The sequence below is a fragment of the Leisingera daeponensis genome (genome assembly GCF_019801465.1).
GTDB classification, from domain to species: domain Bacteria; phylum Pseudomonadota; class Alphaproteobacteria; order Rhodobacterales; family Rhodobacteraceae; genus Leisingera; species Leisingera daeponensis_A.
Map to the genome: position 1 here is coordinate 228,341 of NZ_JAHVJA010000003.1, position 14,496 is coordinate 242,836.

19 protein-coding genes are annotated in these 14,496 nt (G+C 63.2%); 14 read left to right on the plus strand and 5 right to left on the minus strand.

Annotated features, from left to right (window positions below; genetic code table 11):
• The first annotated feature begins 92 nt into the window (after nt 1-92).
• The 5 genes from KUV26_RS09445 (at nt 93) to KUV26_RS09465 (ending at nt 3,361) form a co-directional block, all read left to right on the plus strand.
• A complete protein-coding gene (locus KUV26_RS09445; protein WP_222508158.1) occupies nt 93-1,304 on the plus strand; it encodes an NAD(P)/FAD-dependent oxidoreductase in 1,212 nt (403 codons plus the stop codon).
• On the plus strand, nt 1,301-1,867 hold the full coding sequence (rsmD, locus tag KUV26_RS09450; RefSeq protein WP_222508159.1) for a 16S rRNA (guanine(966)-N(2))-methyltransferase RsmD: 567 nt from the start codon (nt 1,301-1,303) through the stop codon (nt 1,865-1,867). The genes KUV26_RS09445 and rsmD overlap by 4 nt, the downstream gene beginning before the upstream one ends.
• Before the next feature lie 118 nt (nt 1,868-1,985).
• The gene (locus KUV26_RS09455; RefSeq protein ID WP_222503284.1) at nt 1,986-2,312 is read left to right on the plus strand and encodes a YgdI/YgdR family lipoprotein; all 327 of its coding nucleotides are present in this window, start codon (nt 1,986-1,988) and stop codon (nt 2,310-2,312) included.
• A 185-nt stretch (nt 2,313-2,497) separates the two neighbouring features.
• Nucleotides 2,498-3,160 carry an HAD family hydrolase gene (locus tag KUV26_RS09460; RefSeq protein WP_222508160.1) on the plus strand — a complete coding sequence of 221 codons (663 nt, stop codon included), beginning with the start codon at nt 2,498-2,500 and terminating at the stop codon, nt 3,158-3,160.
• 24 nt (nt 3,161-3,184) lie between these two features.
• On the plus strand, nt 3,185-3,361 hold the full coding sequence (locus KUV26_RS09465; RefSeq protein ID WP_222503286.1) for a hypothetical protein: 177 nt from the start codon (nt 3,185-3,187) through the stop codon (nt 3,359-3,361).
• A 74-nt stretch (nt 3,362-3,435) separates the two neighbouring features.
• Here KUV26_RS09465 and map read toward each other — a convergent pair whose 3' ends face one another.
• Entirely contained in the window at nt 3,436-4,245 is an 810-nt protein-coding gene (gene map, locus KUV26_RS09470; RefSeq protein WP_222508161.1) for a type I methionyl aminopeptidase, read from the minus strand.
• Nucleotides 4,246-4,389: 144 nt separating this feature from the next.
• Here map and KUV26_RS09475 point away from each other — a divergent pair, with 144 nt between their 5' ends.
• On the plus strand, nt 4,390-5,277 hold the full coding sequence (locus tag KUV26_RS09475) for a mechanosensitive ion channel family protein (RefSeq protein WP_222503288.1): 888 nt from the start codon (nt 4,390-4,392) through the stop codon (nt 5,275-5,277).
• 24 nt (nt 5,278-5,301) lie between these two features.
• On the opposite strand, the gene sfsA is transcribed toward KUV26_RS09475, so the two are convergent.
• Nucleotides 5,302-6,018, minus strand: a complete 717-nt coding sequence (gene sfsA, locus KUV26_RS09480; protein WP_222508162.1) for a DNA/RNA nuclease SfsA — start codon at nt 6,016-6,018, stop codon at nt 5,302-5,304.
• A 48-nt stretch (nt 6,019-6,066) separates the two neighbouring features.
• On the opposite strand from sfsA, the gene KUV26_RS09485 reads away from it, so the two are divergent.
• From KUV26_RS09485 to KUV26_RS09505, 5 genes are all read left to right on the plus strand, one after another.
• Nucleotides 6,067-6,789, plus strand: a complete 723-nt coding sequence (locus tag KUV26_RS09485; protein ID WP_222503290.1) for a competence/damage-inducible protein A — start codon at nt 6,067-6,069, stop codon at nt 6,787-6,789.
• The gene (locus tag KUV26_RS09490) at nt 6,786-7,511 is read left to right on the plus strand and encodes a GNAT family N-acetyltransferase (RefSeq protein WP_222508163.1); all 726 of its coding nucleotides are present in this window, start codon (nt 6,786-6,788) and stop codon (nt 7,509-7,511) included. Before KUV26_RS09485 ends, KUV26_RS09490 begins: the two co-directional genes overlap by 4 nt.
• Before the next feature lie 3 nt (nt 7,512-7,514).
• Nucleotides 7,515-8,087, plus strand: coding sequence for a peroxidase-related enzyme (locus KUV26_RS09495; protein WP_222508164.1), 573 nt, complete (start codon nt 7,515-7,517; stop codon nt 8,085-8,087).
• Complete coding sequence (locus KUV26_RS09500) at nt 8,078-8,995, plus strand: OmpA family protein (RefSeq protein ID WP_315900097.1); 918 nt, start codon at nt 8,078-8,080, stop codon at nt 8,993-8,995. Before KUV26_RS09495 ends, KUV26_RS09500 begins: the two co-directional genes overlap by 10 nt.
• A gap of 184 nt (nt 8,996-9,179) precedes the next feature.
• Entirely contained in the window at nt 9,180-9,995 is an 816-nt protein-coding gene (locus tag KUV26_RS09505) for a glutaredoxin family protein (RefSeq protein WP_409996944.1), read from the plus strand.
• 119 nt (nt 9,996-10,114) lie between these two features.
• Here KUV26_RS09505 and KUV26_RS09510 read toward each other — a convergent pair whose 3' ends face one another.
• On the minus strand, nt 10,115-11,026 hold the full coding sequence (locus tag KUV26_RS09510; protein ID WP_222503293.1) for a LysR family transcriptional regulator: 912 nt from the start codon (nt 11,024-11,026) through the stop codon (nt 10,115-10,117).
• A gap of 164 nt (nt 11,027-11,190) precedes the next feature.
• Entirely contained in the window at nt 11,191-12,102 is a 912-nt protein-coding gene (locus KUV26_RS09515; RefSeq protein WP_261399815.1) for an AEC family transporter, read from the minus strand.
• Nucleotides 12,103-12,298: 196 nt separating this feature from the next.
• Here KUV26_RS09515 and KUV26_RS09520 point away from each other — a divergent pair, with 196 nt between their 5' ends.
• The 3 genes from KUV26_RS09520 (at nt 12,299) to KUV26_RS09530 (ending at nt 13,492) form a co-directional block, all read left to right on the plus strand.
• On the plus strand, nt 12,299-12,739 hold the full coding sequence (locus KUV26_RS09520) for a DUF4399 domain-containing protein (RefSeq protein ID WP_222503294.1): 441 nt from the start codon (nt 12,299-12,301) through the stop codon (nt 12,737-12,739).
• Nucleotides 12,740-12,815: 76 nt separating this feature from the next.
• Nucleotides 12,816-13,148, plus strand: a complete 333-nt coding sequence (locus tag KUV26_RS09525) for an NIPSNAP family protein (protein ID WP_222508165.1) — start codon at nt 12,816-12,818, stop codon at nt 13,146-13,148.
• Nucleotides 13,148-13,492 carry an antibiotic biosynthesis monooxygenase family protein gene (locus KUV26_RS09530; RefSeq protein ID WP_222508166.1) on the plus strand — a complete coding sequence of 115 codons (345 nt, stop codon included), beginning with the start codon at nt 13,148-13,150 and terminating at the stop codon, nt 13,490-13,492. Before KUV26_RS09525 ends, KUV26_RS09530 begins: the two co-directional genes overlap by 1 nt.
• A gap of 25 nt (nt 13,493-13,517) precedes the next feature.
• On the opposite strand, the gene KUV26_RS09535 is transcribed toward KUV26_RS09530, so the two are convergent.
• The gene (locus tag KUV26_RS09535) at nt 13,518-14,459 is read right to left on the minus strand and encodes a CorA family divalent cation transporter (RefSeq protein ID WP_222508167.1); all 942 of its coding nucleotides are present in this window, start codon (nt 14,457-14,459) and stop codon (nt 13,518-13,520) included.
• Nucleotides 14,460-14,496: the final 37 nt, after the last annotated feature.

A 14,496-nucleotide genomic window follows, 5' to 3' on the forward strand; every position in this document is an offset into this window, starting at 1 on the left:
ACGTTCCTCTTTCTCCTGATTGCGTTTTGGGGCCCCGCGTATATAGGGTCCGGTGAAAGCGTGACGGGAACTATTGCGGGAGGCAAGGGAATATGTCCCACATCGTCGTGATTGGAGCGGGGCAGGCGGGGTCCTCGCTGGTGGCAAAGCTGCGCAAGGACGGGTTCGAGGGGGAGATCACCTTGATCGGCGCGGAAGCAGCGCTGCCCTATCAGCGGCCGCCGCTGTCCAAGGCCTATTTGCTGGGCGAGATGGAGCTGGAGCGGCTGTTCCTGCGTCCCGAAAGCTTTTATGCCGAGAACAATATCACCCTGAAGCTGGGCCGGCGGGTCACCGCGATTGATCCTGCGGCAAAAACGGTGACGCTGGGCGAAGAGGTGATTTCCTACGACCAGCTGGCGCTGACCACCGGGTCCGACCCGCGCCGGCTGCCGGCTGCGATTGGCGGCGATCTGGACGGTGTTTACGTGGTGCGCGGGCTGACCGACGTGGATGCGATGGCGCCCAATGTGACCGGGGGCAAGCGCGCGCTGATCGTCGGCGGCGGCTACATCGGGCTGGAAGCAGCAGCAGTCTGCGCCAAGCGCGGTGTTCAGGTGACGCTGGTCGAAATGGCCGACCGCATCCTGCAGCGCGTGGCTGCACCGCAGACCTCTGACTTCTTCCGCAGCCTGCACAGCAGCCATGGCGTTGATGTCCGCGAAGGCGTCGGGCTGGAGCGGCTGGAAGGCGAGGGCGGCAAGGTCACCCGCGCCATTCTGAGCGGCGGTGACGCGCTGGAGGTGGATTTTGTTGTGGTCGGTGTCGGCATCACGCCCTCGTCGCAGCTGGCGGAGATGGCCGGTCTGGAACTGGAAAACGGCATCAAGGCGGACGCCAAGGGCCGGACCTCGGACCCGTCTATCTGGGCGGCGGGCGATTGCGCCTCCTTTCCGTTTCAAGGCAACCGGATCCGGCTGGAAAGCGTGCCAAATGCCATCGACCAGGCCGAGGTCGTGGCGCAGAACATGCTGGGCGCGGACAAGGACTACATTGCCACTCCGTGGTTCTGGTCGGACCAGTATGACGTCAAGCTGCAGATCGCGGGCTTGAACACCGGGTACGACAACGTGGTCACCCGCCAGGGCGAAGGCAGCCAGGTCTCTTTCTGGTATTACAAGGGCGACCAGCTGGTTGCGGTGGACGCGATGAACGACCCGCGTGCCTATATGGTCGCCAAAAGGCTGATCGACGCAGGCAAGACCGCCGACAAGGCCGTCGCCGCGGACCCGACAGCCGATCTGAAGCCGCTGCTGAAAGCGTGAGGATCATTGCAGGAGACTACCGCGGCCGGGCCTTGGCCGCGGTGGGCAAGGGCGATGCGGGCGCCCATCTGCGCCCCACCACCGACCGGGTGCGCGAAAGCCTGTTCAATGTTCTGATGCACACCGGCGCCATCCCCGGCGCCCGGGTGCTGGACCTGTTTGCAGGCACCGGCGCGCTGGGTCTGGAAGCACTGTCGCGCGGCGCGGCAGAAGTGCTGTTCGTCGATGACGGGCGGGTGTCGGGCGGGCTGATCCGCAAGAACATCGCCATCTGCCGGGCGGAAGACCGCTGCACACTCGCGCGCCGTGATGCGCTGAAGCTGGGGGAGAACCCAGATGCGCCGTTTGATCTGATCTTCCTCGACCCGCCATACGGCAAGGGGCTGGGGGAGAAGGCACTGGCGGCTGCGGTGTCCGGCGGCTGGGTTGCGGACGATGCTTTGGTGGTTTGGGAAGAAAGCGCGCCGATGGACGCGCCGGACGGGTTTGAGCTGCAAGACAGCCGGAAGTACGGCGATACCCACATCACCCTGATGTGGCGCCAGGAAAACGGTCACTCCTGAAAATTGCGCTGCTCGCCGAATATTTGAATTTCTATTTGCAAACTCAACTAGCTGCGTGTAGCGAGCCGGTGTTTTTAGGCAAAAATCCGCCCATTTCGGCGGTTTCAAAGGACCCAATATGAAAACTGCAAAGTTTCTTGGCCTGCTGGCAGCAGGCTCGCTGTTTCTGTCCGGTTGTGTTTCGCCGGAAGTCGTGACCACCAACAACGTTGACGACTCTTCGCTGACTTGCGAGGAAATCAAGACCCAGATGGGCCAGTTGGATGAAATCCGCGCCGAGGCCAGGAAGGGCAAGACCGCATCCGGTGCCAATGTCGCCGCTGTGATCCTGTTCTGGCCGGCCGTGATCGGCAACTATGCCAATGCAAATGAAGCCTTGGAAGCTGCCAACAAGCGCCATGAAGTGCTGGTGGGCCTGGCCAAGAAAAAACGCTGCAAGTTCTGAGTTCAGCGGCATTTGCAAATGTTTTAGAATGCAGGGGGGATCCCCTGCATTTTTGTTTCGGGCTGTTTCAGGAAAGCGTCTGCACGTGATTGCGCAGGCGGAAACCCGCGGTGCCGGGTTTGCCGGGGGGCTGAATGCCGATTATGCCGGTGGCTCAAAGCAATTTTTAGCGAAGGCGCTTCTTCATGCCCAAGACATTTCCTACCCCGAAACTGGTGATTTTCGATTGCGACGGCGTGCTGGTCGACAGCGAGCCAGCCTCCAATCAGGTGGTGGTCGAAAACCTGGCCCGGCACGGGCTGGTCCTGACGATGGAACAGTCGATGGCGTATTTCGTCGGCGGCACCATGGCGGGGGTCATGGAAAAGGCCCGCAGCCTTGGGGCCGACCTGCCGGAGGACTGGATCGGAGAAGTCTACGCCGAGACCTATGCACGGCTGAAGCAAGGGGTGCCGCTGACACCGGGCATCCCGGAGCTTCTGGCGCGGCTTGATGCGCAGGGCATCCCGGTCTGCGTCGCCTCCAACGGCAGTGAGGAGAAGATGCGTATCACTCTCGGGCAGAACGGCCTGTGGCGGCGGTTTCATCCTCACGCGATGTTTTCGGCCCATTCCCTTGGCGTCGCCAAGCCGGAGCCCGGGCTGTTTCTCGCGGCTGCCAGCCATTTCGGAGTGCAGGCGCGCGACTGCCTGGTGATCGAGGACAGCGGCAGCGGTGTCACCGCCGCGGTGCGCGCGGGCATGCGCTGCCTCGGCTTTGCGCCGCACGGGGGAGGTCAAAAGCTTGCGGCGCTGGGGGCGGAAGTGTTCCGCGATATGGCAGAAGTGCCCGCGCTTTTGTCGATCTGATGCATTTGTGCTACTGTTCCCGGCATGGAACAGGCATTGCCCAGACCGTTCCCGGCCCCCTTGGCGGAGGCCGGAACCAGACCCGAACCGAAACCGGCACGGGCGCCGCTGTTCATTCAGGATGCGGTTACACCCTGGCCGGATGGCACGTTGCTGCTGGCCCTGTGGCGGCTGCAGGAGGCCGGGAAACACGAGGACTAGGACCGCGTCCGCAGCCGCTTGCTTCAGGTCCGGAAAACTCCGGGCATGCAGGGGGGCGCCGCGGCCCTTGCCGGTCAGCCGTAGGTCGGGTGGAATTTCCCGGCCGGCGACAGGGTGAAAATATCAGCCCCGTCTGCGGTTACCCCGATCGAGTGCTCGAACTGCGCCGACAGCGACTTGTCGCGGGTGACGGCTGTCCATTCGTCGGCCAGGATCTTGGTTTCCGGGCGGCCCAGATTGATCATCGGCTCGATCGTGAAGAACATGCCCTCTTCCAGAACCGGGCCGGTGCCGGGACGGCCGTAGTGCAGCACGTTGGGCGGTGCGTGGAACACCTGGCCCAGCCCGTGGCCGCAGAAATCGCGCACCACGCTCATCCGCTGTGCCTCGGCATAGGTCTGGATGGCATGGCCGATATCGCCGAAGGTGCTGCCGGGTTTCACTGCCTCGATCCCCTTCATCAGCGAATCGTGGGTGACCTGGATCAGACGCTCTGCCTTGCGGCTGAGCTTGCCTGCCACAAACATGCGCGATGTGTCACCGAACCAGCCGTCGACAATCACCGTCACGTCGATGTTCAGGATGTCGCCGTCCTTCAGCTTCTTGTCGCCGGGGATGCCGTGGCAGACTACGTGATTCACCGAAATGCAGCTGGCGTGCTGATAGCCCTTATAGCCGATGGTGGCGGATTCCGCGCCCGCATCCTCGACCATCCGAGTGATGATGCGGTCGATTTCGCCGGTGGTTTGGCCCGGAAACACATGCGCTGCGATGTCGTCCAGAATGCGCGCGGCAAGCGCACCCGCCTTGTGCATGCCGGCATAGTCGCCGACTTCATGAATGCGGATGCCGTCCTTGGTGGTGCGGCCGTCTTTCGATCTCATCGCGCAGAGCTCCATCACGTTCGTTGCGTAGCTATGTAAGGGGTTCCGGCCGAAAGGGCCAGAGCGGGCTTGAGGGAACTTTTCCCGCCGTTGCGCGTTTGTCCGGCTGAACAAACGGACTGGCAACAAAGGGAAAACAGCGGAATGGATAGCTTCAGCAGCCTGATGCAAACCGAAATCTACGACGGAAAGTCGCTCGCGGATCTGGTTACACTGGAATTCCTGGCGCAGGCGCTGGGAAGCGTGGTTGCTGCGGTGCTTATATTGCTGGCCGGGTTCATCGTTGCGGGCTGGGTCAAGCGGCGGATTGTGGCGCTGGGGGAGGCCAATGCCAAACTAGACCCGACCCTGTTCCACTTCCTCGGCAACCTGGCCCGATATGTCGTCCTTGCCTTTGCTGTGCTGTTTGTCTTGAACACCTTCGGCGTCAAGACCACCTCCATCGTGGCGGCCATTGGTGCCGCTGGCCTGGCAATCGGCCTGGCGATGCAGGGGGCGCTGTCGAATGTGGCGGCGGGTGTGATGCTCATCTTGTTCCGCCCGTTCAAGCTGGGCGATTTCATCGAAGTCGACGGCGAAATGGGCACGGTCAAGGACATCAATCTGAACAACACGGTCATTGCCAGCCTCAGCAATCTGAAGGTGATCATTCCCAACTCCGAGGTCTGGGGCAACACCATCACCAACTACTCTTCGTTCGATACCCGCCGGGCCGAGTGGACATTCGGCGTTGGCTATGGCGCCGACTTGTCGGTGGCGGAGCGGGTGATCCGCGAGACGATCATGGGCGACAGCCGCTCGCACAGCGATCCGGAGCCGTTCATCCAGGTGAATGCGCTGAACAGCAGTTCCGTGGATTTCCTGGTGCGTGTGTGGGTCGATGCGGCGGATTACTTCCAGTACCAGGCCGACATGAAGCGCAAGGTGAAAGAGGCGCTGGATGCGGCCGGGGTCGATATTCCCTTTCCGACCCGCACTATCGTGCATACCGGGCAGGATGATCAGGAGGATGAGGCCAGCAAGGCAGCCTGAGCGGATCCGCCGCCCTTGCAGCCGCTATTGTGCGGCAGCAGGGACGGCGGCGATGGGAGCACCGGCTTCGACGCCTGCAGGAGAGATCCGGGTGCCCAGCACCAGCCGCTCCACACCCGCAGCGTGGGCGCTCGCAAAGGCGGCAGCATAGGCCGGGTCGATGTCCGCGGCCAGCTTGAACCGGTCGCAATCGGTGCGCTGCACCAGATAGAGCATCACCGCCCGGTGGCCCCGGGAAACCATGTTCGCCAGTTCGCTTAGATGTTTGGTGCCGCGTGCGGTCACGCTGTCGGGAAACTCTGCCAGACCGGGCTGGCGGGACAGTGTCACGCTTTTCACTTCAACATAGCAGTCCGGCAAGCCGTCCTGGCTCAGCAGGAAATCAATGCGGCTTTTCTCGCCGTATTTCACCTCGGCCCGCACGGTTTTATAGGCGGCGAATTCGGCGATCTCTCCAGCTTCCAGAGCAGCCCTCAGCGCCTTATTGGGGACCGAAGTGTCGACGCCGGTGAAATGGCCGCCGTCATGCTCCACCAGCCGCCAGCCGTATTTCAGCTTCTTCCTGGGGTCGTCGTTGGGTTCCAGCCAGATTTTCATGCCAGGTTCGGCCAGCCCCATCATGCTGCCGGGATTGGCGCAATGGGCGGTGATTTCCCGGCCGTCTTCCAGGCGGCAGTCGGCCAGGAAGCGTTTGTAGCGGCGGATCAGCACGGCGGGGATCAGAGGGGTTTCAAAGCGCATGGGCTTAGGCCTATATCTGCCTGAGCGAGGTATCAAGGGAGGAAGATCATGGCCAATCCAACAGCAGCCATGCTGGTTATCGGGGATGAAATCCTGTCGGGCCGCACCCGGGATGCCAATATGCATTATCTGGCGGGAGAGCTGACCAAACACGGCATCGACCTGAAGGAAGTGCGTGTGGTGAGCGATGACGAGGCGGCGATCATTGCAGCCGTGCAGGCGCTGTCAGGGGCCTATGACCATGTGTTCACCAGCGGCGGCATCGGGCCGACCCATGACGACATCACTGCAGATTGCATCGCCAAGGCGTTTGAGGCGCATCTGGATGTGCGGGAGGATGCCCGTGCGATCCTGCAGGCGCATTACGACACCCAAGGGCTGGAGATGAACGCGGCGCGGCTGCGCATGGCGCGCATTCCGGACGGCGCGGCGCTGATCGACAATCCGGTTTCGGCCGCGCCGGGGTTCACCATCGGCAATGTGCATGTGATGGCCGGGGTGCCGATGATCTTCCAGGCGATGGTGGCGAGCGTGATGCCGACTCTGACCGGCGGCCAGCCGATGCTGTCGCAGACCCTGCGGGTGCTGCGCGGCGAGGGTGAAATCGCGGCGCCGCTGCGCGCTCTGGCTGAAGCTTATGATGATCTGTCTGTGGGCTGCTACCCGTTTCAGAAGGACGGTGTGTTCGGTGCCAATGTCGTGATCCGCGGCACCGACGGAGCGCGGGTTGATGCCGCGATGACCGAACTGGCAAAGGAGCTGGAGCAGTGACCACAGACCCTCGTTATTATGCCGTGACCGAAGCGACGTGGCCGTCTGCGTCCGTGCGCGAGCTTGGCCCTGTAACCCTGCGCGAGGGGAAGGGCGGCGGCAGCCGGGTATCGGCAGCCACGGCGAACGGTCCGGTCTCAGAAGCGCAGATTGCTGCGGCCGAAGACGCGATGCGGGCTCTGGGCCAGGATTGCCTGTTCATGATCCGCGACGGCGAGGCAGAGCTGGACACGCAGCTTGAGGCGCGGGGGTACGAGGTGAAGGATCCGGTGAACCTTTGGACCTGCCCGGCAGAGCGCTTGACGGATATCCCGGTCCCCCGTGTCACTGCCTTTTGCGTGTGGGAGCCGCTGGCGATCCAGCGCGAGATCTGGATGCAGGGCGGCATCGGGCCGGAGCGGCTGGCGGTAATGCAGCGGGTGAAGGGGCCCAAGACGGGGCTGCTTGGGCGGCATAAGGACAAGCCTGCAGGGGCAGGCTTCGTGGCTGTGCATGACGGCGTTGCAATGGTGCATGCGCTGGAAATCCTGCCGCACCAGCGCCGGGCGGGCATGGGCGCCTGGATGATGCGCCAGGCCGCCTTCTGGGCGGTGGAGAACGGGGCCGATGAACTGGCGGTTCTTTGCACGAAATGTAACGAAGGCGCCAACGGGCTTTACGCTTCCCTTGGCATGGAGTGTTCGGGACAGTACCACTACCGGATTTTGCGAGAAGGCCACTAGACGATGACGGATCAGTCCCAGCCCACAGCCCTTGACCTGCCGATGGCGGACCCGCTGCCGCCGGAGACGCAAAAGTACTTCGATATCTGTGTCGAAAAACTGGGCTTTGTGCCGAATGTGCTGAAGGCCAATGCCTTTGACATCGCCAAGCTCAACGCGTTCACCGCCATGTATAACGACCTGATGCTGGCGGACAGCGGCCTCAGCAAGCTGGAGCGGGAGATGATCGCGGTGGTGGTCTCCGCGATCAACCGCTGTTTCTATTGCCTGGTGGCGCATGGCGCGGCGGTGCGGCAGCTGTCGGGGGATCCGCAGCTGGGCGAGATGCTGGTGATGAACTACCGTGTGGCGCCGCTGGATGCGCGGCAGCGGGCGATGCTCGATTTTGCCGCCAAGATGACAACCGCGAGTGCGGAAATCGAGGAGGCGGACCGCCAGGGTTTGCGCGATGCGGGGTTCAGCGACCGGGACATCTGGGACATCGCCAATGTCGCGGGCTTCTTCAACATGTCGAACCGTGTGGCCAGCGCGACAGCGATGGTGCCCAACCCGGAATATCACAGCCAGTGCCGTTAAGACCCTTTATTGCAGCGGCGGCGGCAGCCTGCCTGCCCGGATTTCTGAGCGCTGCGGACCTCGCCCTGCCGGCCGCCGCGGCCGCCATATCCGAGCGGGCTACGGCGTTGGGGGTCTATCAGCTTCCGGTCGGCCCGGAAGCGGCTGACAAGGTGCCGTCTGAGCGGTTCGAGGGGCGGATCATCCGCCGTACCTGGCGGGTGGAAAGCAGCAGCACTGTTCTGCAGATCCTGGCGCCTTTGCGGGAGCAACTGCTGGAGCAGGGGTATGAAATCCGGCTGGATTGCGCGGCGCGCGATTGCGGCGGCTTCGGTTTCCGCTTCGGCATTGAAGTGGTGCCCGCGCCGGACATGATGGTGGATATATCCCGTTATCATTTCCTGTCGGCAGCGCGGGGGCAAGAGGCGGCCTCTGTGCTGGTATCGAGGGCGGGCGGGGCTGCCTATGTGCAGGTGATCAGCGTGCGGCCGCCGGAGGCTGCGCCTGCGGCGGAAATACCTGATGTGCAGCCGCCTGCAGATCCGGCGCGGCCTGTTGAGCTGGCCAAGGTGCTGGAGGTGCGGGGCCATGCGGTACTGACCGATCTGGTATTCGAAAGCGGCTCTACCCGGCTGCGGGAGGGCAGATACGGCAGCCTAAGGGAACTGGCCGCATTTCTGGCTGACAATCCGCAATACCGGCTGCTGCTGGTCGGTCATACCGACACTGAAGGCTCACAGGCGCAGAATGCCGGTATTTCCGAGCGCCGGGCGCAGTCCGTGAAGGACCGGCTTGTTGAAGCCTATGAAGCCGACGCTGCGCGTATCGAGGTGGCCGGTGCCGGCTTTCTGGCCCCGATCGCCAGCAATCTGATTCCGGAGGGCCGGGAAGCCAACAGGCGCGTGGAAGCGGTGCTGCTGGGCGGGTAGCCCGGGGCGGGAGCCTTGCTGCCCTCTCCAGCCGCCTCGCATTCCGGATGCAACTTTGGGGCGGCCGCCACGTTGTGATTGAGACTCGGTGCAAAGCACGGAACCGGGCAGCCGGCACTGCGCCCGCCAACGGCTGCGCGGAGTCAGTCCCGTGCAGGAGATGCGCAAGGCTTGGGAGGTGCGGATGTCAACGACTGGCGTAATCGACGGCCCGGAGAAAGCCCGTCAAAAAAGCCGGAGCGCGGAGAAAGCCGCCGCGCTCTACCGTATGGCGATGCCCGGACACCTTTGCCCCTATGGCCTGAAGTCGAAGTCTTTGCTCGACCGGAAGGGGTTCACGGTCGATGATAATTTGCTGGAAAGCCGCGAACAGGTTGATGCTTTCAAGGAAGCGCACGGCGTCAGCACCACACCGGTCACCTATATCGAGGGTGAACGGATCGGCGGCTACACCGATTTGAAACAGCATTTCGGCTACAGAGTTCTTGGTGAGGACGATACGACCTACCGGCCAGTAATTGCGATCTTTGCCTCCACAGCGCTGATGGCGCTGGCGATTGTGCTGAACCTCCATGACGGCTTCCCGGTGCTGACCTGGCTGAAGTGGTTCTTCGCCCTGTCGATGGCGGTGCTGGCGATTCAGAAGCTTCAGGACGTCGAAGGCTTTGTGAATGGTTTTCTGGGCTATGATTTGCTTGCGCGCCGTTACGTGCCCTACGGCTATGCCTATCCGTTCGCCGAGCTGTACGCCGGTGTCGGGATGATGGCTCTGATCGGGACCGGCAGCCGGCTGATATGGCTGGTGGCGCCCGTCGGGATATTTATCGGCACCATCGGTGCGATCAGTGTGGTGAAGGCTGTCTACATCGACCGGCGCGACCTGACCTGCGCCTGCGTCGGGGGCAGGTCGAACGTGCCGCTGGGCTTTATTTCCCTGACCGAGAATCTGGTGATGCTGGGGATGGGGATCTGGATGCTTGGCGATCAGATCGCGGGCTGACGGCCCCGCACAGGACGGGAACTGGACGGGAACAGTCCGCCTCCCCAAAAAAGCCCCCGCGTTCGGCGCGGGGGCAGGTCTTCGAGGGATGTCTTAGCCCGGTTTTCCGTTGAAACGGTTCAGGTTTTCCATTGCGAAGGGTCGCGGTCGGCAAAGGCCGCAACCAGGAAGTCGATAAAGGCGCGCACCTTGGGCTGGGTGAATTTGCCGGGCGGGTAAACCGCATAGATGCCTTGGGTTTCGACCGGCAGGCTGGGCATCACGTCCTCCACCAGCCCCTCCTCAAGCGCTTCGGAGTAGAGGTAGCTGGGCAGATAGGCGATGCCGAGGCCCGAGATCGCCGCGTTCAGCAGCGACTGCCCATCATTCACTGAGAGCCAGCCTGAGGTGCGCACCTGGCGCTTCTCGCCGGACGGCGCGGTGATCTTCCAGACGTTGCCGCTGGACTGGCTGGAATAATGAAGCAGCTTGTGACTGTTCAGCTCATCAATTTTCTGCGGGCGGCCGTACTTCTCCAGATAGGCGGGCGAGGCGATCATCCGCTTGGTGGTCTCTGTCAGCTTTCGGGCCCGCAGGGAGCTGTCCTCCAGTTCGCCGATGCGCACCGCCATATCGAAGCCCTCGGAGATCAGCTCCACATAGCGGTTGTTCAGCACCATGTTGACGGTGATGTCCGGGAAGTCGCGCAGGAAATCCGACAGCACCGGCGACAGGTGATTGACGCCGAAATCGGTGGCGACGGAAATCCGCAGGAGGCCGGAAGGGGCCGATTGCATCGAGGTGACCAGCGCGTCCGCTTCGCCGGCATCATTCAGCACCCGGCGGGCGCGATCGTAATAGGCGAGGCCGATTTCGGTAGGGGACACCCGGCGCGTGGTCCGGTTGAGCAGCCGTGCGCCCAGGCGGGCCTCCAGGCTGGACACATGTTTGGAGACGGCCGATTTAGAAATTCCCATCTTGCGTGCCGCATCGGTGAAGCCGCCCTGGTCCACCACATTGGCAAAGGCCTCCATTTCCATCAGTCGGTCCATATTCGCCCATCCTCGTAAAGCCGTGTTGCCCTGAAACTGCCGGGGAAATCGGGCAAGATCGGGGCGGTGGTGGGATAATTGCGAGGTTTCGCGGGGATCGTTTGCGCTGCGGAAACGGCGGGGGCTGAAAAGATGCAGCAGAGCGCGGAAGGATTAACGGAACCTTAAATTGCAAGCCTGATGGTTAGAATCCATATCGGCAGGGTTACCGCGCTGAGCAGTGTGGATTGCGCAATAAGTGTGGCAGCCAGCGTGCGGTCGGCACCAAAGGCTGAGGCGAGCACATGTGCGGCCGAGGCCGTGGGCAGCGCGGCAAACAGCACCAGCACCGCAGCAAACCCGGGATCGCTGTCCAGCAGCAGGCAGGCGGCCAGTACGATGGCGGGCACCAGAACCAGGCGGACCAGGCAGAGGTAGCCGTTGAACAGGTCGAGCCGGGCCAGTGCCCGCCAGTTCATGGTGGCGCCGATGGACAGAAGCGCAATCGGGATCGCCGCATGCGCCAGCATTTCTGCCGGTGCCAGAAGCGGCGCAGGAATCCTGTAGCCCGATAGCCCTACGGCAACGCCTGCGACCGAAGCCAGCAGGAAAGGGTTGAGCGCTATCTTCACTGCCGTCTCGTGCAGGGAGAGGCTGCCGCCGCGCGACAGGGCGCTGACCGCCATCACATTGGCCACCGGCACGGCCATGCCGATGGCAACCGCCATCTGGCCGGTCAGTTCCTTGCCGATGGAGGGCAGGGCGACAAAGGCAATCGCGGTATTGAAACGCCAGGCACTCTGCCAGGCGCCGGCAAAGTCGAGAAACTTTTCCGGCCCGAAACGGCGTGCCAGAAATCCGAGGGCGAGGGCCAAGGCCAGAATGCTCCAGACGGCAGGCCCGATGCGGCCGAGGTCAGCGAGCGCGATGGGGCGGCCGCTGGCGGCGAAGAACAGAAGGGCGGGGAAGAGCACCTCGAAATTGAGCTTGTCGAGGCCCTGCCAGGCTTGCGGCGTCAACCGCTTGCGCACCATGCCGCCAAGGCCGACCATCAGGAAGCTAGGGGCCAGGCCCATCAGAATGATTGCAAACACCATGGCTGGCTCCTGCCCGGATAGTCGCGGGTGACACTGCCTGCGCAAGCCAGGGCAGGCAAGCGGAACGGCCAAGGTTCTGGCAGCATTGCCTGCTGCTGCCGCCTTTTTGTGCATATGTTAAAGATGCAGGATTGCCGCTGCCGGACCCGCCCCTAGCTATAGCCTGTTGGTTGAGAGATTTTCCGGAGGACTGGACATGAAAGTTCTGTTGGCTGCTGCTGCCGCCCTTTGCCTTGCCGCGCCGCTTGCGGCGCAGGAGCGCACGCCTTCGCATCCTGATGCGCGGGTGTATTTCGTCAATCTGAAAGACGGAGACACTGTGTCCTCGCCGGTGACGGTGGTGTTCGGGCTGTCCGGCATGGGGGTTGCCCCGGCAGGAACAGAGAAGGAGCACACTGGCCATCATCACCTCCTGATCGACCGCCCGGAGATCGGGAACGGCGAGGACGGCGCGGATGAGCTGCTGAAGGGTCTGCCAGCGGATGAGCACCACGTGCATTTCGGCGGCGGGCAGACCGAAGCTTCCATTGAGCTTTCGCCGGGCCGCCACACCCTTCAGCTGGTGCTGGCCGACGCCAGCCATGTCCCGCATGACACACCGGTGGTGTCTGAAGTCATCACCATAAATGTAGAGTGACACTTCGTTGCGCAGCGAAGCATCCGGCAGCTGAAAAGGGGTAGGCAGGTGGTCCTGAACAGCGAAAGGATCCCTCATGCTTACCTGCGTTATCCGTTACCGCATTGACCCGGCCAAGAAGGCGCAGTTCGAACGGTACGCCCGGAACTGGGGCCAGGCGATCCCGTGCTGCGGTGCGGAGCTGATCGGCTACTTTGCTCCGCATGAGGGATCCTCGACCCTGGCCTATGGGATCTACAATGTGGAAAGCCTGGCAGAGTATGAAGCTTACCGCGCCCGGCTGGCCGCTGATCCTTTGGGGCAGGAAAATTATGAGTTTGCGCAGAGGGAGCGGTTCTTGCTTCGCGAGGACCGCTCCTGGCTCAAGCTGGCTTCGGCGCCGCATGGAAAAGGAGGCCAAGAGGGCTGATGATTGCCGTGATATTCGAAGTTGAGATCGCCGCGGGGCAAAAGGGTGCCTATCTGGAAACCGCGGCGGAGCTGCGCGGTCTGCTGGAGCAGACCGAGGGGTTTGTTTCGGTCGAGCGGTTTCAGAGCTTGACTGCGGCGGACAAACTGCTGTCGCTGTCGTTCTGGCAAGATGAAACCGCGGTGCAGCGCTGGCGGCGGCTGGCGGAACACCGGTCGGCGCAGGAACGGGGGCGGGCCGGGATTTTTGCGGATTACCGGCTGCGGGTGGCCGGGGTGATCCGGGACTACGGCATGACGAACCGGGAGCAGGCGCCGCCCTGCAGCCGCGCGGTTCACGGGTAGGAACGGCCGGTGGTCAGGCTGGCGGTCAGAGCAGTCTGAGCCAGCGCATTACCAGCAGCATGCCGGCGCCCAGCCCCAGCAGGCTGAGGCAGAGCACGGGGAAGGCCAGCGGCGATTCCGCTCCGGGGATGCCGGCAAGGTTCACACCGAACAGGCCGGTCAGAAACCCGAGCGGCAGAAACAGCGCCGCCACCACCGACAGCGCATAGCTGTTGCGGCCCATCAGCCGGGCCAGTTCGGCATCGGTGTGGTCGCGGAGCACCGCCAGCCGCCCGGTCAGAGATTGCAGGGTTTCCGCCGACAGGGTGAACAGGTTTACCGCTTCGCGCAGGTGCAACTGTTCGTCCTCCGAAAACAGCTGCCCCCCGGTTTCCTGCAGGTTCAGAAGTGCTTCGCGCTGCGGTTCCAGGTAGCGGTGCAGTTTCAGCACGTTGCGGCGCGGCGCCTTGAGCGCCTCAGCGGCGGGCAGGGTGCCGTCCTCGGTCATTTCCTCCAGCGCTTCGGTTGCGGCGCCGAGTTCAAGCACCACATCGCGGGTGTGCAGTGCCAGGCCGTTGATCAGGCGGTATAGGAACTGGCCCGGCGACCCGGGACCGCGGCCGGTGCTGCATTCGGCGCGGATCGCATCCAGAGCGAAGGTTTTCCGCAGGCGCACGGTCACAATGGTGCGGCCCGTTGCCCAAATCCTGAGCGACAGCATCTCGGCCGCCTTGGCGCCGGGATTGCGGTTCACCGTGCGCAGGTTCAGGATCAGCCCGTCCTCGAACACGTCGCAGCGGGGCCGGGTTTCGCTCTGCAGCAGCGCCTGGCCCGGAATGCCGGGGAGCTGGGCTGCGCACCAGCCCGCCAGCTCCGGGTCCGCCAGATCGAAATGCAGCCAGCGGTAGTGTCCCGGCCCGGTTGCGGCCAGGTCCGCGGCGGGGCGGGCGGTGCCATCGGTCCAGAGGTCGTAAGCGGAAATCGGCATGGGGCGGCCTCATTTGCAACCGTTTTCCAATGGTTAG